This window comes from Vibrio sp. S457-15 (assembly GCF_000960545.1).
GTDB classification, from domain to species: domain Bacteria; phylum Pseudomonadota; class Gammaproteobacteria; order Enterobacterales; family Vibrionaceae; genus Vibrio; species Vibrio parahaemolyticus.
On sequence record NZ_JYOQ01000180.1, the window covers coordinates 340,524 to 362,198 of the forward strand.

Annotated in this window: 18 protein-coding genes; 11 read left to right on the forward strand and 7 right to left on the reverse strand. The window is 46.1% G+C overall.

All coding sequences use genetic code 11. From position 1 onward, the window contains the following. Positions 1-2 precede the first annotated feature (2 nt). From UF05_RS23525 to UF05_RS23545, 5 genes are all read left to right on the forward strand, one after another. On the forward strand, positions 3-1,418 hold the full coding sequence (locus UF05_RS23525; RefSeq protein WP_045545202.1) for a TolC family protein: 1,416 nt from the start codon (positions 3-5) through the stop codon (positions 1,416-1,418). 3 nt (positions 1,419-1,421) lie between these two features. After that, entirely contained in the window at positions 1,422-2,402 is a 981-nt protein-coding gene (locus tag UF05_RS23530) for an HlyD family secretion protein (protein WP_005500450.1), read from the forward strand. Positions 2,403-2,422: 20 nt separating this feature from the next. After that, positions 2,423-3,589, forward strand: a complete 1,167-nt coding sequence (locus UF05_RS23535) for an ABC transporter permease (RefSeq protein ID WP_045545203.1) — start codon at positions 2,423-2,425, stop codon at positions 3,587-3,589. Beyond that, positions 3,586-4,737 (forward strand): ABC transporter permease, encoded by a 1,152-nt coding sequence (locus UF05_RS23540; protein ID WP_045545204.1) that lies wholly within the window; start codon positions 3,586-3,588, stop codon positions 4,735-4,737. Before UF05_RS23535 ends, UF05_RS23540 begins: the two co-directional genes overlap by 4 nt. Before the next feature lie 403 nt (positions 4,738-5,140). Next, on the forward strand, positions 5,141-6,127 hold the full coding sequence (locus UF05_RS23545) for a cytochrome-c peroxidase (RefSeq protein WP_045545205.1): 987 nt from the start codon (positions 5,141-5,143) through the stop codon (positions 6,125-6,127). 71 nt (positions 6,128-6,198) lie between these two features. Here UF05_RS23545 and UF05_RS23550 read toward each other — a convergent pair whose 3' ends face one another. From UF05_RS23550 to UF05_RS23580, 7 genes are all read right to left on the reverse strand, one after another. Next, positions 6,199-7,623 carry an aspartate kinase gene (locus tag UF05_RS23550; RefSeq protein WP_005500440.1) on the reverse strand — a complete coding sequence of 475 codons (1,425 nt, stop codon included), beginning with the start codon at positions 7,621-7,623 and terminating at the stop codon, positions 6,199-6,201. Between the two features lie 90 nt (positions 7,624-7,713). Further along, positions 7,714-8,100, reverse strand: a complete 387-nt coding sequence (locus UF05_RS23555) for an ectoine synthase (protein WP_005464385.1) — start codon at positions 8,098-8,100, stop codon at positions 7,714-7,716. Positions 8,101-8,115: 15 nt separating this feature from the next. Beyond that, complete coding sequence (gene ectB, locus UF05_RS23560) at positions 8,116-9,381, reverse strand: diaminobutyrate--2-oxoglutarate transaminase (protein WP_005464458.1); 1,266 nt, start codon at positions 9,379-9,381, stop codon at positions 8,116-8,118. Between the two features lie 34 nt (positions 9,382-9,415). Further along, a complete protein-coding gene (gene ectA, locus UF05_RS23565; protein ID WP_005477699.1) occupies positions 9,416-9,949 on the reverse strand; it encodes a diaminobutyrate acetyltransferase in 534 nt (177 codons plus the stop codon). 300 nt (positions 9,950-10,249) lie between these two features. Beyond that, positions 10,250-11,911, reverse strand: a complete 1,662-nt coding sequence (locus tag UF05_RS23570; RefSeq protein ID WP_045545206.1) for a BCCT family transporter — start codon at positions 11,909-11,911, stop codon at positions 10,250-10,252. A gap of 188 nt (positions 11,912-12,099) precedes the next feature. Next, positions 12,100-12,846, reverse strand: a complete 747-nt coding sequence (locus UF05_RS23575; RefSeq protein ID WP_045545207.1) for a 3'-5' exonuclease — start codon at positions 12,844-12,846, stop codon at positions 12,100-12,102. Next, the gene (locus UF05_RS23580) at positions 12,843-14,723 is read right to left on the reverse strand and encodes a DUF294 nucleotidyltransferase-like domain-containing protein (RefSeq protein ID WP_005485718.1); all 1,881 of its coding nucleotides are present in this window, start codon (positions 14,721-14,723) and stop codon (positions 12,843-12,845) included. Before UF05_RS23580 ends, UF05_RS23575 begins: the two co-directional genes overlap by 4 nt. A gap of 438 nt (positions 14,724-15,161) precedes the next feature. Between UF05_RS23580 and proV the strand changes: the two genes are divergently transcribed. From proV to UF05_RS23610, 6 genes are all read left to right on the forward strand, one after another. Then, positions 15,162-16,349 (forward strand): glycine betaine/L-proline ABC transporter ATP-binding protein ProV, encoded by a 1,188-nt coding sequence (proV, locus tag UF05_RS23585; RefSeq protein ID WP_045545208.1) that lies wholly within the window; start codon positions 15,162-15,164, stop codon positions 16,347-16,349. 3 nt (positions 16,350-16,352) lie between these two features. Then, positions 16,353-17,438, forward strand: a complete 1,086-nt coding sequence (gene proW, locus UF05_RS23590) for a glycine betaine/L-proline ABC transporter permease ProW (protein ID WP_020838946.1) — start codon at positions 16,353-16,355, stop codon at positions 17,436-17,438. After that, positions 17,431-18,438: a glycine betaine/L-proline ABC transporter substrate-binding protein ProX gene (gene proX / locus UF05_RS23595; protein ID WP_015296837.1), complete on the forward strand. Its 1,008-nt coding sequence runs from the start codon at positions 17,431-17,433 to the stop codon at positions 18,436-18,438. Before proW ends, proX begins: the two co-directional genes overlap by 8 nt. A 276-nt stretch (positions 18,439-18,714) precedes the next feature. Further along, a complete protein-coding gene (locus tag UF05_RS23600) occupies positions 18,715-19,326 on the forward strand; it encodes a thermostable hemolysin (RefSeq protein ID WP_005464330.1) in 612 nt (203 codons plus the stop codon). Between the two features lie 79 nt (positions 19,327-19,405). Further along, a complete protein-coding gene (locus tag UF05_RS23605) occupies positions 19,406-20,965 on the forward strand; it encodes an AMP-binding protein (RefSeq protein ID WP_045545209.1) in 1,560 nt (519 codons plus the stop codon). Positions 20,966-20,990: 25 nt separating this feature from the next. Then, positions 20,991-21,674, forward strand: a complete 684-nt coding sequence (locus UF05_RS23610; protein WP_025630875.1) for a TenA family transcriptional regulator — start codon at positions 20,991-20,993, stop codon at positions 21,672-21,674. Position 21,675: the final 1 nt, after the last annotated feature.

Here is a 21,675-nt window from a genome sequence, read left to right on the forward strand (position 1 = left end):
TTATGAAACAAACTGGAAAGTTTTGGGTATTGGGCCTTATTAGTAGCTCCATTTCTCTTGCCTGCCATTCAGCACCGATCACGTTTGACACTGCGTGGCAGTTGTTACTAGAAAACAACTATTCTCTTAAAGCTCAACGTGCAAATGTTGAGAACTATCAATATCAAGAAAGCGCAACCAGCAACCTTAATCTGCCTCAAGTAAGCATTGGTGCTAACTACACACGCTTGGACACCGACGTTACTCTTTCAGGAAAGCAGATCCTAGATAGCACTGGAACACACATTAATGTGCCACCTGCTTTTCAACCCATTTTTGGTGCCTTAGCGAACACCACCTCAACCATTACTGAGCGCGATATTTTCTCTTCTTCTATCCGTGCGATTTGGCCTATTTTTACTGGTGGCCGAATCTCAGCTGCGCAATCTGCCGCGGCGGGTAAAACCGATGAAGCGAAAAGTCAGTTAGCCATGGAGCAACAGGCTCGCTTTGAAGACCTTTCTAAATACTACTTCTCAGTTGTACTTGCCAAAGAAGTGCTCGCTACGCGCCAAGCTGTAGAACAAGGTTTGAAAAAGCACCGAGATTTTGCCATCAAGCTGGAAGAGCAAGGACAGATCGCTCGCGTTGAACGCCTACAAGCTGAAGCCTCATTAGACAAAGCCAAAGTAGAAACACGCAAAGCAGCCAGTGACTTGAGTATTGCACAAGTTGCTCTTGGAAAACTTCTCGCGCAAGAGGATTCTGTTGAACCAGCAGAAACCTTGTTCATTAACGATAACCTGCCACCACTGAGTGCATTTATCGATCAGACCTTACTCACCTACCCTGGGCTCGACATTTTAGATGCCAAGCACAAACAGGCATCGAGCTTAATTAAGGCAGAGAAAGGCAAATACTACCCAGAAGTTTACTTATACGGCGATTACAGCCTGTATGAAGACGATTCGTTGGCCAGCCAAATGAAACCGGATTGGCTCGTAGGGGTTGGCGTTAACATTCCATTGATTGAATCCACAGGTCGAAGCGAAAAAGTTAAAGCCGCACAAAGCGTTGTATCTCAAGTTGATGCTCTTAAATCTCAAGCCAAACAAGACTTGTCTTTACTTGTGCAGAAAACGTATCTAGAAGCGCAGCAAGCGATTGATGAAGTGCAAGGCTTAGAATCCAGCATCGCACTAGCCAATGAAAACCTGCTTCTGCGAGAGAAGGCATTCACTCAAGGTCTTTCTTCTTCTCTCGATGTGGTTGACGCTCAGCTTTATGTCGCCAGTATAGAAACTCAACGTTCGGCGGCGCGCTTCCGCTATCTGATTTCACTAACCAAACTATTAGCATTAAGCAGTGAAATGAACAGCTTCGAACAATATCAAAATACCGCTTACGCCCCAGCGAAAATATCCAAAGAGGTTAAATAAGTCATGGCAGCAAAATCTTTAAAACCCGTTCTACTTTCACTTTGCGCCTTGGGTGTGGCTTCTTGGGTTGGCTATCAGTTTTACCAAGCTTATCAGCCAGAACCAGTTCGCTTGCAAGGTTTGATTGAAGCTCAGCAATACAGCATTTCATCGAAAGTCCCGGGTCGCATCGACGAAGTGATGGTTCGCAAAGGCGATGATGTTGAAAAAGGCCAGTTAATTTTTACGCTTCACAGCCCAGAAATCGAAGCGAAACTGGAACAAGCAAAGGCTGGTGAAAAAGCGGCAGATGCACTAGCGCAAGAAGCCGAAAAAGGCGCACGTGAGCAGCAAATTCAAGCCGCGAAAGATCAATGGCTAAAAGCGAAAGCCGCAGCGGATTTGATGGAAAAAACCTATAACCGCGTGAACAACCTGTATAAAGATGGCGTGGTTGCCGAGCAAAAACGTGATGAAGCGCTAACCCAATGGCAGGCTTCTAAATACACTGAAAGTGCCGCTTTCCAGATGTATGAGATGGCGAAAGAGGGGGCTCGTAGCGAAACCAAAGTGGCAGCGGCTGAGAAAGCTCGTATGGCGTCTGGCGCAGTTGCTGAAGTGGAAGCTTATGCGAAAGATACTCAAATCTACAGTTGGTTTGACGGTGAAGTATCTCAAGTACTTTTACAAAGCGGCGAGCTTGCACCGCAGGGCTTCCCAGTCGTCACCGTCATCGACACTGAAGATGCGTGGGCAACACTGAACGTGCGCGAGGATCTGCTTAAACACTTCACTAAAGACACCACATTTAACGCATACCTGCCAGCGTTGGATAAAAGTGTCGAGTTTAAAGTCACGCACGTTGCAGTAATGGGCGATTTCGCAACTTGGCGAGCGACCGATGCAGCACAAGGTTTCGATCTGCGTACCTTTGAAGTAGAAGCTCGCCCTACTCAACCAGAACCAGAACTGCGCATGGGTATGAGCGTTGTGGTTGAGCTGTAATCGCTCAAGGTAAAAAGTCTATGACGATTAAGATTTCACAACGGCATGTGTTACGGCGCGATAAGTGGCTACTGTCGTGCTTAACTTGGGTGCCTATTTTGCTTTCGCTTACCATTTGGGGCGTGTTTTCCGCGGGGATTGCGAGAGACCTGCCGATTGGCGTGGTCGATTTACAACATTCGCAGCTCTCTCGTAAGCTGATCCAAACGTTGGATGCCTCTTCAACACTGTCTGTGAATTATTACTACACCAGCGCGAATGAAGCCAAGAATGCCATGATTGAAGGCGATATTTACGCTTTTGCCGTCATTCCATCTAAGTTTGACCAAGACATTTTGCTGCATCGCCAACCGCAACTTTCAGTGTTTTTTAACAGCCAATATATTTTGGTGGCAAAGTTAATTAATTCAGCCGTGGCACAAGCTCAAGGGTACTTTGATGCTCAGGTGCAAGTGATGGGCAATCTCGCCAAAGGCAATACAACGACGTTGTCCGCGCTCGGCCAAGCTGTGCCAGTGTCGACCCAAATCACCGCGCTGTTTAATCGCAACACTAACTACGCGCAGTTTTTGGTCACCGCTATCGTGCCTGCGATTTGGCAAATTTGTATCGTTGTGAGTACGATTTTGATCCTTGCGGCGCACTTTCGCATTTATGGGGGCAAAAATGGCTTTGAGTTTTTGGGTAATAAACCATACACAAAACTCAGCGCAATTTTGAGCCAATACATCCCAGTGTTTATGTTGCAAGGTGCCTTGTTCCTCTACTGGTTTTATGTGTTATTGGACTGGCCGATGGAAGGCAGTCTCGTAGTCATGTTACTGGCTCAATTGGTCACCGTTGTTGCCTGTATCATTATGGGCGCACTGTTTTTCTTTTTATCGATGGACCCTGCCCGCGCAATGAGTTTTGCTGGTGCATTTACTGCGCCAAGTTTTGCTTTTATGGGGATTACGTTTCCAGTTTCCGACATGAACACGCTCGCTCATGCTTGGCGCTCACTATTACCTATCACCCATTACATCGAAGTTCAGGTTGGTCAGGCAAGCTACGGAGCCTCAGCCGCTCAATCGTTTAGTGCTTTGTGGCCAATGATCTGGTATGTGGTGCCACTCTTACTGACAGCCGCATTCATTCATAAAAACCGAGCGGCAGCAGTGTCGACTCAGCAAAGGGAGGCAGCATGACACTCTGGCAACTGATTAAAGCAGAGATTCGCTCTGTGCTGACCAACCCCGTCGTCACATTAACTGTTTTTGGTGGCGTGGTTTTTTATTCGTTTTTGTATCCGCTGCCATACGCACAACAAACCCCTAGAGAGCAGCCAATTGCGGTCGTAAACCTAGACGGAAGCCAAACCAGCCTAAAGCTAGAGCGTATGGTCGATGCGACACCTCAAGTCAAAATCGTCTCGCGTTTACATACAATTGAGGATGCAAAACAAGCGTTTTTGAATCGCGAAATTACGGGTTTCTTAGTGATCCCTGAGCACTTCTACAAAGACGTAATGTTAGGTAAAAGCCCGACTCTTGCATACGCCGCAGACGCCTCTTACTTCTTGGTTTACGGCACGGTCGTTGAAGGTCTAGCTCAAGCAGGCGGTACATTAGGCGCACAAGTTAAAGTCAGCAAAATGGTGATTGAAGGCGTACCCCTTAGTTTGGCGAGCCACAATTACTCTGCTATCAAGCTGAATATGAAACCGACCTTCAACCCAACGATGGGCTATATCGAATATGTGGTTCCTGCTGTCTTTGTGCTGATTTTACAGCAAACACTTATTATGGCAGTTGGCTTGCAAACCGGTTCACAGCGTCATGGCCGAGGCTACTGGTCTCAGGTATCAACCGGGTCATTGTTATTGGTAAGAACGTTGGTGTTTATTGCCATTTATTACTTACTGAGCGCGTATTACTTTGGTTTTAGCTTCGAACGTCTGAGTGTGAATCACATTGCCAAAGCAGGTGAGCTCTTAACCATGCTTTTCCCGTTCTTGCTGGGTTGTTGTGGGTTAGGCTTTTGGCTTGGCTATCTACTACCAAGAAGAGAACTGGTCACCTTGGTGGTTCTAGTCAGTTCAATGCCTCTCATCTTTTTAGCGGGCTTCATTTGGCCAGTTGAATCGATACCTGATCCACTGCTTTGGATAGCCGATTTGAGCCCGAGTACTTGGGCAATAAAAGGCTTCTTGGCGCTTAACCAAATGGGCGCGACATGGCAGCAAGTTGCCAAACATTGGACAGCATTGTGGTTGCTTGTTGCGCTATGGGGTGGCGTGGCGTATTGGATAGCAAAACGTAACAACAAACCCGTTGTTACCGAAAGCCTAAGTTAATTTTTCTCTGCAGCTCAAAGAGATAAGTTGACAGAAATCACAATTCCATGACCAGATGAATAACAAAGGGGGCGAACTATCGCCCCCTTTTGTTGTATTTGAACGCCTCACAACCTCAGATTGAAATTGACTTTAATCAAGGATTCGTCCGATAAATAACTTTAAACATTTGTGACAAATTTGTAACCAACACTCACAATGGCCTGCTCCAGCTTGACGTACAAAAATCCATCACTTTTAACATCGTTTTTTGCCATAAAAACCATCGAATTTTTGCATTTTATCGAATAACACCTTTCCTATACCGTAATTTTCGAGCGCACCAACGACTGTTTTATCAGCGGTTTCACAAGAAGTGCGCCGCTCTAGTGAGAGTCGAAAATCACGTCAAAAGGAAGTTATTATGAAAACTCTTATCTCAGTGAGTGTTTTATCTATATTGCCTTTCGGTGCCCATGCTGAACGTCAATCCAACGAACCCATCAAGGTCATCGAACCCATTTCTGGGCTCGACAGTAAAAAGATTGAATTGGGTAAAACGCTGTGGTTTGAACCGAGACTGTCGGCGTCGAACACCATTTCTTGCAACTCTTGCCATAACATCGCTAAAGGTGGCGTTGATAACTTACCAAGCTCAATTGGTCACAAATGGTCAATTGGCCCAATCAACTCACCTACGGTGTTTAATTCAGATTTGAATTTCGTTCAATTTTGGAATGGGCGAGCGAAAGATCTGCAAGAACAAGCCGCAGGCCCTATCGAAAACCCATTGGAAATGGCATTTACCCACCAGCTCGCGGTCGACACTCTTCAATCTATCCCTCAATACCGCGAGTGGTTTCAGCAAGCTTATGGCAGCGACAACATCACCATTGATAACGTGACCGATGCTATCGCAACATTTGAACAAACGTTGCGTACGCCAAACTCTCCATTCGATTTATGGTTGAAAGGTAACGACGACGCACTCACTACTGCCCAGGTGGAAGGCTATCAACTGTTTAAAGACAAAGGCTGTACTGCTTGTCACAGCGGGCCATTAGCGGGCGGACAAATGTATCAAAAAATGGGGTTAGTGAAACCATTTGCAACAGACAACCCAGATGTTGGCCGCAAAGCCATTACCGGAAGTGATTTCGATAAGTTCGTCTTCAAAGTCCCAACCTTACGGAACGTAGAATTGACCTACCCGTACTTCCATGACGGGTCTGTTTGGGATCTTCAAGAGGCGGTAGAAATGATGGCCGATCTGCAACTTGGTCAAAAGCTAACGCAAGAAGAGTCCACCAAAATCACTGAATTCTTACGTTCTCTGACAGGCGAGCAACCACAAGTCACCTTGCCTCACTTACCACCATCAACTCATGAAACCGCAAGGCCAAATATTTAAAATTTGGTTGGCACTAGATAGAACAAAGGAGCCGAAAGGCTCCTTTTGTTACGTCTAAATCGATGAATCAATTAAGCCACATGCTCCATTGCGTTCGAGCCTTCGACAGGCGTAAAAAACTCATCGTGTAATGCACAAATGGCGCGTTGATATTCTTTGTCACTGACGACAAATTGCACGTTTACATTACGCAGTGACGAGTGCAACGCCACCGGTGTGACACCACTGTTCATGAGAGAAAGGACGCCCTTCGCTAACGTTTTGTTAGTGTCGATGTGTGAACCGATGGCTGAAATTAACGCAACCATTCGCCCTTTAATGGAGGCATTCGGGTAACGTTTTTCGGCCTTGTATAACACTTTGTTTAAGCTGTCCGAGCTACCGCCAAGGTAATACGTAATCGAGTTAGCGTTCATCTCTTTACCGATCAAGCTGACGCGTGCATCAGAGATGATTTCCATCAATTCGTAACTCACGTTGTCAACCTTGCCGACCATAGCTTGATCGAACAAGTGCAGTGCGAAGACCTTTTCTTTACCGGCGATGATTTCCACTTTGTCTTCTTCTGGGCGATACCCTGAAGATATCAACGTACCTTCATGTTCTGGCTCAAACGTGTTTTTGATTTGCAGCTCAATCCCACTTTCGCGCAAACCAGCGGCAGCATTGGGATGAATCGCCTCCATGCCCAAGTTAGCAAGTTGATCCGCTACATCGTAGTTCGTGCTTCCAATTGGCAACACTTTCTCTGGGCCGACCACGCGCGGGTCCGCTGAGCTCAAATGGTATTCTTTATGGATGATGGCTAGGTCTGCTTTGGTGATAGCGGCAATACGACTGAACGTCATTTCACTGTAGCCTCGGTCATAAGTGTGCATCAAACCTTCTTTGCAGTATGCATAACCCGTGACGATAGGCAGTTCTTTGGTCACATCGATATCAGCAAACGCGTCGCGAATGGAATCATCGAGATTTCTTGGTTCCTGATTATCCCAACCAGAGAGATCCACAAACCTCGCATTGATGCCCATGTTTTTCAGCTTAAGCGCTGTATTGTACGCACTGTGCGCTTCACCAATCGACGATAGAAACTCGCGAATTTGTGGCAGATAGTGACGTAGAGAAAACTGTCCGTATTGGCAGGTTTCTAGAATATTAGCGATACAATTTTTCGCCTCTGCAATGCGTGAACGAATGAACTTATCCGCTCGAATGCGATTCATTGGATCCGCAAAGATGTTTTCGTTAGTAAGTAGCATGCGGCTTTCCACATACGCTAGGGCGTCTTGCCATTGATCGTCACGTTTCGCAATTAACTGATAGACGCCTGCTTTGCTGGTTTTTTTACATTCTAATAGCGCGTCGGTCATGCCACCGTATGCTGACACAACAAAAATGCGGTTATATGGCGTTTTGGGACGAAGAATAATATTGTCGAGAACAGCATCAAATGCTGTCATTGAAGTACCGCCGATTTTTTCTACGGTAAAAGTCATGATAAGCCTTTTTGATTGGTAACGTTAAGTGAAATAGAGAAAAAGAAAGCGCTTCGAGGTGCGAGGCGACGTGCGCCTCACACTTAGCTTTTAGTCAACGAGCGGGTAAACGCCGTTTTCATCGTGCACTTCGGCACCTGTGATTGGGGGATTGAAAACGCACGCCATGACCATTTCTTTGTTTTTGTATGCTCTTAGGTAATGCTCGTCGTGCTTGTCCAAAATGTACAATGTGCCCGGTTTGATTGGGTAAGTTTCGCCCCCCACCACTTCGATTTCACCTTCGCCGCTCATGCAGAAAACGGACTCTAGGTGATTTTGATAATGAATATGCGTTTCCGTTCCTTCATAAATCGTGGTGATGTGGAAAGAAAATCCCATGTTGTCATCTTTCAACAACATACGTACGCTTTCCCAGTTATCCGCGACTACGCGACGTTCACTATTTCGACACTCGTCAAGTGTTCTTACGATCATAACTGATAATCCTTATTAAGATGCTTGTTTGAAGTGTTTTGCAGCAATCGTTTCTACTGCACGTTCAAAGATGCTTAATCCTTGGTTCAGCTCAGATTCACTGATAGTCAATGGACAGAAGAACTTCACCACCTCATCGTCTGGGCCTGCGGTTTCAATCACCATGCCGTCGTCAAAACATGCTTTAGCGATTTCTGCTGCCAAGTCACCGTGAATACACTCGATGCCAATCATCATACCGCGTCCCTTTTTCTGAACGAACATTTGCGGGAAACGACGCACGCAGCGATCAATCACTTCACTCACATTTTGCGAACATTGCTTAATGTGCGTTTCGAAATCGTCATTTGACCAGTAGATTTCTAGTGCTTTTGCCGCAGTGATAAATGCGTGGTTGTTACCACGGAACGTGCCGTTGTGCTCGCCTGGTTTCCATTGGTCAAGTTCTGGCTTCAGCAGTACAACCGCCATTGGCAAACCGTAACCACCGATCGATTTCGATAGCGTCACAATATCGGGTTCAATACCTGATGGCTCAAAACTGAAGAATGTCCCAGTTCGGCCACAACCAGCTTGAATGTCATCGACAATCAATAGAATGTCGTTGGCTTTACATATTTTACTCAGGCGCTGTAGCCACTCATTAGAGGCGGCGTTTAAACCACCCTCGCCTTGTACGGTTTCCAGCAATACGGCTGCTGGTTTGTCCATACCTGCAGAGTTGTCATTCAGCATAGTTTCGAACAGCGCCAAACCATCAACGCCTGCATAACCTTCGAACGGAATGCGCGTTACGTTTGTAAGGCTTGAGCCGTTACCTTGTCGATGATGCTGATTACCTGTGGCCGCCAACGCGCCTGCGGTACAACCGTGGAAACCGTTAGTGAATGCAACAACGCTGCTTCTGCCTTTCACTTTTTTCGCCAACTTGAGTGCCGCTTCCACCGCATTCGTACCAGTTGGGCCGGTGAATTGAACTTTGTAGTCCAGTTTTCTTGGTTTTAAGATGTAGTTATCCAGTGCGGCGAGAAAGCCCGCTTTCGCTTCTGAATGCATATCCAAACCGTGAGTGATGCCATCCATTTCAATGTATTCAAGCAGAGCTTGCTTCAATACAGGATTGTTATGACCATAATTTAGGGATCCCGCTCCAGCGAGGAAGTCTAAGTAGCGTTCACCTTGTTCTGTTTCTAGCCAGCAACCTTTCGCTTTGCGAAATACCACTGGAAAATTGTTTGAATATGAGCGTACGTTGGATTCCTGCTTTTTGAAAATATCCATGATGAGACCGTTTTTGATTCCTATTGTTTGAGGATTATTTGAGAGGAATGCGATACAAAAACTCTGTATCGTGCTTGCCTTTAAAATGGGCTTTTTCATCCAAAAAAGTGCTGACTTGGCCATGATTGCCGTTCATCGCATCTAACTTTTTGAACAACGCCCAAGAGGCTTGGTTATCTTCCGTGATGGTCGTTTCTACCGATTTAACCTCGCTCAGCGCTTCCCTTTCGAGAAGCTCCTTGAGCATACGAAATGCTAAACCGTTACCTCTGAATCGAGGTGATACAGCGACTTGCCAAATGAATAATACGTCTTGTTCGTCAGGTTTCTGATAACCCGAGATGAAGCCAGCGATGTCGCCTTTGTGCTCAACCAAAATGCTGGTTTTGCTGAAATGCGTTGACTGTAGAAAATTGCAGTAAGAAGAGTTCATGTCCAACGGAGGACAATCTGCAATTAAGCTGTAAATGCCGTCACCATCAGAGATTTTAGGTTCACGAAAAATCCATTTTTTGCTTGGGTCTTCTCCAATTTCTGGATAAAGCACCCAAGGTGCTGATGTGATCATTTTGAAATACATATCCTTTGACGTCTAATTAAATTTCGCATTTATTATGGACATTCTTTACGGTTAAAAATCAAATAATCGGCGTTTTAATCTAGATTAATGTGACAAAAATCACACCAAGACAACATTTAACCTAAAATTAAAATAGTTTGAACTCTAATTTATTAAAGCATCATTTAATACGAAACAACTCAACATGAGTCAGAATGCAGTGGGGTTTCAAAGGGGGGACTTAAGGTTTTTACATAAAAAAACGGCACACTTTCGCATGCCGTTTTAAGGTTAGTTTTGTCGTCGTGGCTATTTATCTTTTTTGACTGCCTTGGTGCTTGGACGAGGCTCATCCATTAGACCTTTAATCAAAGAAACTGTCGCAACAAGCAATACGATGGTAAATGGTAAGCCTGTAGTTACTGCCATCGCTTGAGCTGCTGCCAGCCCGCCACCGAGCATCAGTGCGATGGCGACTAAACCTTCAAACGTACACCAGAAAACACGTTGTGGTGTTGGCGCATCGACTTTACCACCAGCAGCAATCGTATCGATCACAAGAGAACCTGAGTCCGACGACGTGATAAAGAACACAACCACCAGAATGATACCAACTACCGATGTGATTTCTGCAAACGGCATTACGTCTAACATGGCGAACAGTTTAAGCGGAAGCTCAGCATTGAATACGGCTTCGTAACCGTCATTCACGTACTGGCTGATCGCTGTATCACCAAAAGCCGTCATCCAAAGCACACAAACCGTCGAAGGAATCAAAATAACGCAGATGATGAATTCACGAACCGAACGTCCACGTGAAACACGAGCGATAAACATGCCCACGAATGGTGACCAAGAAATCCACCAAGCCCAGTAGAACGCAGTCCAACCTTGAGAGTAATTTACGTCTTCACGTTCAAACGGCATAGACAATGCGGGAATGTTAGTGATGTACGACGCAATGTTGTCGAAAAAGCCAGTCAGAATCGCCATTGTTGGGCCAACGATGATCACAAAGAACAGCAACATCGCCGCCAGAATCATGTTGATTTCAGACAGACGTTTTACCCCACTATCAAGGCCTGCAACCACCGAGATCAGCGCCAATGCCGTGATCACTACAATCAACACGACTTGAGTTGTGTCGGTCATTGGCACACCAAACAAGAAGTTCAAACCTGTTGCTGCTTGTGAAGCGCCATAGCCGAGCGATGTCGCCAGACCAAATACCGTCGCAACAACTGCAAGAATGTCGATAATGTGCCCTACCCAGCCCCAAACTCGTTCACCAAACAGCGGGTAAAAAATGGAACGCATGGTCAGTGGCAACCCTTTGTTGAACGAAAAAATCGCTAAGCCAAGGGCCAACAACGCATAAATCGACCAAGGGTGAAGTGCCCAGTGGTAAATGGTCGCAGCCATACCAAGTGCAGATGCAGCATCTGTATCACCAACCGCACCACCAAGTGGTGCCCAGTCGGTGCGCACACCATTTTCAATGTTCACGCCGCCAAGTGCAGAGCTGAAGTGCGACATAGGCTCAGACACACCAAAGAACACTAATCCGATGCCCATACCGGCTGCGAACAACATCGCTAGCCAGCCTGCATAAGAGTAATCTGGTGTCGCTTCAGTACCACCAATTCGAACTCGGCCAAGCGGTGTCACAATCAAGACCAAGCAGACAATGACAAATACGTTGCCAGAAGCAAGAAAGAACCAGTCAAGATTGGATACTAGCCAAGCACGTAAGCCAGCGAAAAAGGGTTCAACTTGTTGGCGAAAAGTTAGCGTTGCCACAACAAAGAGGACGATAGCCATCCCAGAAATGGCGAAAACTCGGTTGTGAATGTCTAAGCCGAATGGGCCAACTTTTAACGCAACGTTATCCTGACCAATCTGATAGTCAGTATCTATCGCGTTTACCTTTCCATCGGGACGTTTAATCCCACCATTATTGTCGGTGCTCACGAATAATCTCCTTAACAATACGTGACCAAATTTAAATACTTTGTAGGAGTTTGAGTGATGATTAGTTCACATCACCAAGCACAAGTTTAAGTATATGTATTTTCTTAAAGTAGTTGCTCTCATTAGCATCTTAAAAGGAAACACCTCCATCGATCATTTGATGTTTTTGTGTTTAAGGTAAATAACATTTATTGCCAAATAGCAGAAATTGGCATATCTCGGTTAAAGTGATATTGCAACTGAGCTTGAAACAACTCTGCTGTCGCCAATGCATCCGTTAATGCGTGATGCGGTTGATAAGCAGGCAGACCGTATCGCTCCCGAGCATGCCCTAACCTCACTGACCCCGGCTTCTTACCTTTTAACCTGTTCCAGATGCCTGAGCATTCTCGGCGTTGAAGTGCATACTCGATATCCAATGTATCAACGACGGGAAATTGAATCCCTTCGCCAATGGTGTTTAAAAGCGCATTATAAAAAAACTGTCGCTCGATATTCTTGTAGTGCACCAGCACCACCTTGCCAGCGAGTGCATCCAAAATCTCACCTAGTATTTGCGTTAATTGGGGCGCGTTTTTCACTTCAGAATCCGTAATGCCATGAATAACGACAGACTCCTCATTAAGCTCTCGGTTCGGATTTACAATCCAATGCGCTGAACCACTGCACTGCACTCGGTCAATCGTAAACGGCACAAGACCAATGGTAAGAATGGCATCGTCTTCTGCATTTAAGCCCGTCGTTTCAAAATCTACCGAGACAAACGGCACCTCTTTTAATGGCGTATCCCCATTCACCATAGGAGTCGAATAGTATCGCTTCAACCGTTGATCTTGCGCTTGCTCTGCCAACTGCTCAAACAATACTGACCACTCCGGCGTTTGCGAAGTATCGAGCAGCGGTGTACTCGCCTTACTTTTTTCCAACCACATCATTTACTGCTTCTTTGGTAGCGGAACTTAATGAAGTTCTGCGCATTGCTTAGAATTTGGAATGCCGCTTTCAGATTACGACGTTCGAAATCAGACATGTTTTCTGGCTCGATGTTGTTATCCGGCTCGTCGCCATTTTCAATATCCAAGGCTTGGTGACGGATTCGAACCATATAGATAAGCTCCATCGCATCTCGCAAGTCCATTCCTCGCCCTTTTGGCAGAATCCCGGCGTCATTAATGTCGTCTAATCGATCAAACGAGTTTTGCGAACGCGAACCAATCGCCAAGGCATGCACTCGAATCAAATCTGCCAGCGGCGCGGTACCGCGTCGTTTAAGGTTGATAGAGTTGCGATGACGCCCATCTTTCTCCATCACGAAATCTTTAAAAAATCCTAACGGCGGCGTTCTTCGAATTGCGTTGTAAGCCATACAAGCCAAAAATCGATTGTTCTTTTTGGCTCGTCTGACAATAAAGCTACTCAGTTGCTCTGCCCATTTCACCCGGCCATGAATCCCTAGCAAATCGAAGAAAATATTGCTGTTGAGCAACCTTTCTGGCGTCGGATGATCGATCCAATCGCCAAAGCACTCTTCCCATTGCGATTTGGTTTTTCGCCATTCAGGATTGGTAGCCATAATGTCACCCGTACAATAGGTATAGCCGCATGCCGCCAATCCATCACATACAAATTTCGCAAACTGCGCGAAATATTCGCCGTGCTTGTCAGGATCGTAACTGTCATCAAGAATCAGCGCGTTATCTTGGTCAGTGACAATGAGCTGCTCATCTCGCGCCATCGATCCCATCGCAACCAGACAGTATGGAATTGGGGCAGGACCAAGCTCCTGCTCGGCGAGTTCCGCTAATCGTTGCTTAAAGCTGCTGCCAATCACCGACATCGCTCGTCCAATCATGTGCGCGTTGGCGTCTTCATTGACCATGCGAACAAAACAATCTTTCACTTGTAAGGAAACTTGTTTGAGATCCTCCACACTGGTCTGTTGGAAAATCGAGCTCACCAGCAACAAGCTGTTTTGAGATTCGTAACGGACAATGTCCGTCATACCGATGATGCCTATTGGCTTTTTGTCTTTGAGAATAGGCAGATGATGCACGTTGTAGCGAAGCATGGTCAGCATCGCTTCAAACACATACGCGTTGTAATCGAGCGATACCACGTCGTAACTCATGACCTCACTCACCGAGATATTGGTATCAATCCCCTGCGCCAAAACCCGTATACATAAATCGCGGTCAGTAAGAATGCCAAGCAGTTGATCATCATCCTCTTCGGTCAGTTCTTCGGTTGGGCGAACGATGAGCAAGGCGGTGACGTTTTCTTCTGCCATTAGGCTTGCAGCTTCTTGAATAGAAGCGGTCGCTTCGAGCGTCACAGGGTCACGAGTCAGGATTTTACGCGCTTTTGCGGTTGTTAAATCATTGCCATCGGAGCGACTAGAGATCGCATTGCGAAGCCGAGCGCTATCTTCAAGCTCCATAAAATCCGCGAAGTTTTCAAACTCGTCGCAAAGTTCGTTGAAGATGTTCTCAGGAATGCAATACACCAAGGTGTCTTCAATCGCTTTTGCTGGCATACGAACGCGGTTGTTCATGAGCAACCCCATTTGCCCGAACAGGCCACCAGCATCAATACGGTTATAAAGTTCACCTTTGCGTCGATAAATCTCTACTGCACCACTGCGCACCATATACAAATCGCGAATCGTATCGCCAAATTTGAGGATGTCGGTACCTTGACGGAAATACGCCACTTCTGCATGAATGGCGATTTTTTTTAACTGCTCTTCTGGCAGTTCATCGAAAGGAGGATGTTGGCTAATGAAATTGAGTACTTCTAACTGCTCGGCTTCCATTCTTTATTCCATGCGTTGCCTAAAGTAACCAGATCAATATCATCTCGATTTCGCATAAGCAACAGATAATGCTAAGACTTCTGCTTACCTCATCATGTTATGTTTGCTTCCTCCAAACACAGATTTGAACTCTAATCATTTCACTGTTCTTTCTGCCTCTAAATACTGAGCAATAAATATGCAACCCTACTGTGCCGACATGTATTAAAAACTTAAAAATAAATTCAACGTCGTGTTTATCGCCTAAAAACACAAACGAACACATTCATAACTAAATGTTTTAAAAAGATTTATCAATAAAGCAACGAAAGTTCATTACTACGAAAAATATGACCACAGAACACCAATAAGCCAAGCCAATCATTTGAAAACTTTTATCAATTTAATTAGAGTACAAAACGTTAACTCGTGATAAACACATAACAAAGGACAATTAACATGGATCCCATACTGGAAGTTAAGGGACTTTATAAAGTGTTTGGAGAAGCTCCGGAGCGAGCATTCTCACCCATCGAAAAAGGCGTTGATAAAGACGATATTTTTGAACAAACTGGCTTAACCGTTGGCGTCAACGATGTATCTCTGACCATCAATGAAGGCGAGATTTTTGTCATTATGGGTCTCTCTGGCTCAGGAAAATCCACTCTCGTTCGACTTCTCAATCGACTCATTGAACCCACCAAAGGCAGTGTTTACCTCAAAGGGAAAGACATTGCTCACATCTCCGAAGAAGAACTGCGCGAAGTTCGTCGTAACAACATTTCAATGGTTTTTCAAAATTTTGCGCTCATGCCCCACATGTCGGTGATAGAAAATGCCGCTTTCGGCCTGGAACTCGCAGGCGTCGATGTGACTGCTCGCCACGAAAGTGCATTATCAGCGTTGCAGAGAGTTGGATTAGATACCTACGCTGAATCGTTTCCTGATGAACTATCAGGTGGTATGAAGCAGCGTGTCGGTCTTGCCCGCGCCCTAGCTTGCGACCCGGATATTTTGCTGATGGATGAAGCGTTCTCAGCGCTCGATCCTTTGATTCGTTCTGAAATGCAGGATGAATTGATTCGTCTGCAAAATGACGATAAACGCACCATCGTATTCATTTCGCACGACTTGGACGAAGCCATGCGCATCGGTGACCGAATTGCCATCATGCAAAACGGCGAAGTTGTGCAAGTCGGCACACCAGATGAAATTCTTCATAACCCCGCCAATGATTATGTCGAGGCGTTTTTCCGCGGCGTTAATGTCGCCAGCGTGCTAACCGTCAAAGATATTGCGCGCAAGAAGCCCGCTGCGGTATTCAAGAAATCGGAACACGACGGCCCAGGCTCTGCCATGCAAATCTTGATGGATCACGACCGTGATTACGGCATCGTCGTAGATAAATCTAGCCGATATTCCGGCATCGTTTCTCTCGACTCCTTACGCTTAGCCCACAAGGAAAATCGCTCCTTGGCCAGCGCTCAATTAGAAGATGACGTGACCCTTCAGCCGGACCAGTCTGTGAATGACATTCTCGGCGTCGTGGCGAGCGTTCCTTATGCTGTGCCAGTAGTCGATGAGCAAGGAACCTATTTTGGTGTCGTGACGAAGTCGCGTCTTCTGCAAACACTCGATAAGGATTAAACGATGTCTACAGAGCAAACAAATAACGATCCTTGGTCGCAAGCCGCACCAACACAAGAAGACCCGTGGTCACAAGGTAGTGAGGCCGCAACTAACAACGATTGGTTGAACAGCGAAGCCGTGCAAGAGACACCTTTCGATATCATGAACCCATTTCAAGATGCCGTTCTCCCACTCGATAATTGGGTAGAATCTGGGTTGAATTGGCTCGTTGAACATGGTCGCCCTGTTTTTCAAGCCATACGAGTTCCGATCGATTTTATCTTGTCCTCATTCGAAACCGCGTTAGTCTCTACGCCGTCACCGATTATGGTGCTGATCCTATTTTTACTCGCGTGGCAGTTTTCTAACTTCAAACTTGGTTTATCAACGCTAGTATCGTTAGTGTTCATTGGCTTGATCGGCGCTTGGTCTCAAGCCATGACCACGCTCGCCTTGGTGCTCACATCGGTGTTTTTCTGCTTGTTGATTGGCTTACCCATGGGGATCTGGCTAGCCAGAAGCCAAACCGCCGCCAAGTTTGTAAGACCAATATTGGATGCGATGCAGACCACCCCGGCGTTCGTCTACCTTGTTCCGATAGTGATGCTGTTTGGTATTGGTAACGTACCGGGCGTTGTCGTGACGATCATTTTCGCCCTTCCGCCAGTGGTTCGATTGACCATTCTTGGGATTCAACAAGTACCTGAAGAGCTTATCGAAGCAGGTCACTCTTTTGGTGCAAACAAAAAGCAAATGCTGTATCGCATTCAATTGCCGCTTGCGCTACCAACGATCATGGCGGGCGTCAACCAAACCTTGATGCTTTCTCTATCGATGGTGGTTATCGCCTCGATGATCGCCGTGGGCGGTTTGGGTCAGATGGTGTTACGAGGCATCGGACGACTGGACATGGGTCTGGCCGCTGTCGGCGGTTTAGGCATTGTGATCCTCGCTATTTTGTTGGATCGCATTACACAAGAGCTTGGCGTCAACGCCGGCAATACCAAACTTCGCTGGTACCATACCGGCCCTATCTCTTATCTGCTCAAATTTAAAACCAACAAGAACCAAAACGACCTAAAACTTAGGAGAAATACGAATGAATAATTCATGGAAGAAAGCGCTGTCTGTCGGCGCGCTAAGCACAATCGCATTTTCGACTTACGGCTTTGCCGGAGAGTTACCGGGTGAAGGCGTCACGGTTCAACCTGTACAGTCCACTGTCGCTGAAGAGACGTTCCAAACGTTGATCGTAAATCGTGCTCTGGAAGCTTTGGGTTACGATGTCCAACCAACCAAAGAAGTGGATTACAACGTCGGTTACACCTCGATAGCGAAAGGTGACGCAACATTCTTAGCGGTTGGCTGGTTCCCGCTCCATGCAGACAAATACACCATGTCAGGTGGTGATGATAAGTTTTTCCGAGAAGGCCAATACGTCAGTGGCGCAGCGCAAGGCTACCTCATCGATAAGAAAACCGCCGAGAAATACGGCATTACGAACATTGGTCAGTTAAAAGATCCAAAATTGGCGAAGTTATTCGACGCAAATGGCGATGGCAAAGCCGATCTTACCGGCTGTAACCCAGGTTGGGGTTGTGAAATGGTGGTAGAGCATCAGTTGGACGCGTTCAAACTTCGTGACACTGTCACTCACAACCAAGGTAACTACGCCGCAATCATTGCTGATACAATCTCCCGCTACAAAAAAGGCGACCCAATTCTTTACTACACATGGACACCGTATTGGGTAAGTGGCGTACTTGTTCCGGGTAAAGACGTCGTTTGGCTAGAGGTGCCATTCTCGTCTCTTCCTGGTGAACGTAAAGACATCGATACCACACTGAAAAACGGCAAAAACTACGGTTTTGAAATGAACTCTATGCGCATCGTCGCGAACAAAGAGTTCACAGAGAAGAACCCATCGGCAGCGAAACTGTTCGAAATCATCAAACTGAATATCAATGATGTCAGCGCTCAAAACATGATGATGAGCCAAGGTAAAAATAGCGCGGCAGACATCGAAGCGCACGTAAATGGCTGGATTAAAGCCAACCAAACAACCTTTGATGGTTGGATTGAAGAAGCGAAGAAAGCGGCAATGTAACGCCCAAAAACCTTAAGAAACCGCTAAAGCTTTAGCGTATCTTTAGTTCCTCAGTGAGAAAATGAAAAGCCAGTCGATTATTTAGACTGGCTTTTTTATTTAGATCACTCAAAAAACATCGTATTAATATCAATTACATACCAGCACAAAACCCCAAAAGGCATTGCCATTTAAGCCTTCCTTTCGTTAAATAATTTATCAAAATTTCATTCCTTAAGAATTTCTTAAGTTTCGCGTTTTATTTTGTTGATAACTACTCAAACAAAGGAAGCGCTCATGAAACACCATGCACAAACTTCTGCAGATGGCTTTACTTTAGACATCGTTTATCCAATGCATCCGCTTTGGAGCCAAGTTATCGAGCATGTTTCTCAGCGTTATCAAGAAGCATTCTTTGCCGAGCTAAAACAATTTATGCCGGCGTATTTAACCCTCATTGAAGGCGGCCAAATTGTTTCCGTATGCGGCTTTCGCATCGCCGAAGATGAGCCCTTGTTCCTTGAACAGTATTTAGAAGACGACGCCCAAAAGCTGGTTTCTAACGTATTTAACTGCGACGTAAAACGTTCGAACTTAGTGGAATTCGGTCACTTGGCATCTTTCGCTAAGGGCATGTCATCTCTTCACTTCTACCTCATCGCAGAAATGCTGGTCAACCTCGGTTTTGAATGGTGCATCTTCACCGCGACAGATCCACTCCACGCCATGATGGCGCGCCTAGGATTGGAGCCTCATATCATCGCGCAGGCCGATCAAAACAAAGTCCCCGATGCCGAGTCCACTTGGGGGTCATACTACGAACATCAACCGCGTGTGTTAGCTGGCAATTTGCAAAAAGGACTAGAGCGTCTTCGATTAGTCCAAGAAAGAAAACGCAAACAAGCCTAGATAGAAAAGTAAACGTCGTTAAAAACGCAAACACAACCACAACAACTTGGTTAAACACAACGCAGAATATAGGTGATGTATGAATATTCTCCTCGATGCCATTACAAAATGGGCAAAAACGACACCAGATCGAGTAGCACTTGTCGGCTACGAAGCGAATCAAACGGTTGAACTGACTTACTCTGAATTGTTAAACAAGATCGAACTCGTTGCCGCCGAGCTTATTGCACAGAACATCAAAGCACTCGCGCTACGCGCAGAAAACAGCATCGATTGGGCCATTGTTGATTTGGCGGCGATGGCGGCAGACATAGTCGTCGTACCTATTCCGACTTTTTTCTCTGATGCACAAGTTGAACATACGTTAGAGCAATCAGGCGTCGATGCTTTAGTCGGCCATTGGCAAGCATGGTTGGCTTCTCATCCTAAGCAAAGCTTTAACCAGCAAGACCATTCGTTTTCCATTGCAAATTTGCCTTTGCTGCGTCGTAACCAGTTGGGAGATGAAGATACACAGGTAGCTTATCTACCAGAAACCGGAAAAATCACATTTACGTCGGGCTCGACTGGTCAGCCTAAAGGCGTTTGTTTAAGCAATGATCATTTGTGTTTGGTGGCAAAATCGCTCGCCGACGCAGTAAACAGCGCGGCGCACTCGCACTTAGTGCTACTTCCGTTATCGACACTTCTCGAGAACATAACCGGCGTTTATGTTCCACTCATGTTGGGCGTGACGTCATCTATTTTACCCGGAGAGCAAACTGGCTTACTCGGTTCAAGCCAATTCGAACCGCGTCTGTTTGCACAAGCATTAGCGACCATCAAACCAGAAAGCTTAGTGCTAACACCGGCTTTATTGCTTGCGCTCATTCAGATCGCGAAACAGCAGCCCTCTCTTGTGGATTCTCTAAAATTTGTCGCCGTTGGCGGCGCAAGAGTGTCGTCGCAACTGATTAACACCGCGCATGCACTGAACATCCCTGCGTTTGAAGGTTATGGTCTGTCTGAATGTGGCTCTGTTGTTTGTTTGAATACACCAGGCGCATTTAAAGCAGGAACGTGTGGCAAACCACTTCCGCACACTCAGATTCGTATCGCGGAAGATGGTGAACTGCTTGTCAAAGGCAACGTTGCTCTTGGTTATTTGAATGAGCCGTTTACTCAAGAATGGTTGGCAACTGGCGACTTAGCCCAAATTGACGCGCAAGGTTTTGTTACTCTCTCAGGACGCAAGAAGAACCTTATCGTCACCGCGTATGGTAGAAATGTCTCACCGGAATGGATTGAATCAGAAGCGTTGGCGTTTTTGCCGATGACGCCGCTGATCGTTACAGGCGATAGCCAACAAACATTATGCGCTGTCATTGCCAATAACGAAGACGTCGAGTCAAAGGTTCATGCATTAAACCGAACCCTACCCGATTACGCTCAAATCCGAACCTTATTGCTGCTGGACAACCCACGAGCCATCTCTGGTTGGTACACGGATAACGGCAAGCTCAAACGAAATCAAATCGAACATGATGTGGCTCAGTTATTAGCGTGCACAACGCCTGAATTAACGCTGCAAGCGCAAAAGATCCAACGCATCGATTTGCCCTTTCAGCAACACATTACGTCTTTCCAAACTGCATCTTAGTTAACGGCTTCTTAAGGAGAAGGTTATGACTTTATTTTTCGAACAACTCAAACAAAGCACTTCCGCTGCTCAACAAGCAATGTTAACTGCGCCAGTCATCGCAGACGTTCAACAAGGCAACATTTCCAAAGATATGTATATCGCCTTTCTAACCCAAGCTTACCATCACGTTAAGCACACCGTTCCCTTGCTGATGGCGTGTGGGGGCCGACTATCTGGCGAATACGAATGGGTACGAGAAGCCATTGCCGAGTACATCGAGGAAGAGAAAGGACATCAAGAATGGATTTTAAATGACATCAAAGCGTGCGGCGGCGATGCCGAAGCGGTGCGCAACAACAAAGATGTAGGTCAAGTCGGTGCGCCGATTGAATTGATGGTTTCCTACCTTTACCACAATATTGACCGCCACAACCCACTCGCGCTGTTTGGCATGGTGTGGGTATTAGAAGGCACCAGCGTCGGCATTGGTGGCCAAATGGCAGAAAAAATCCAGTCAACGCTAAGCCTACCGCCTTCAGCAATGACTTATCTCATTTCACACAGCGTGTTAGACCAAGATCATCTGCAATTTTTTGAATCACTGATGAACAAAATCACCAAAGTGGAAGATCAACAAGTCATCATCGACTCTGCAAAAATGGTGTTTGCACTGTACGGACAAATGCTGCGCTCTTTGCCTTCCTTCTCAACCCAACAAGCGGCGTGAG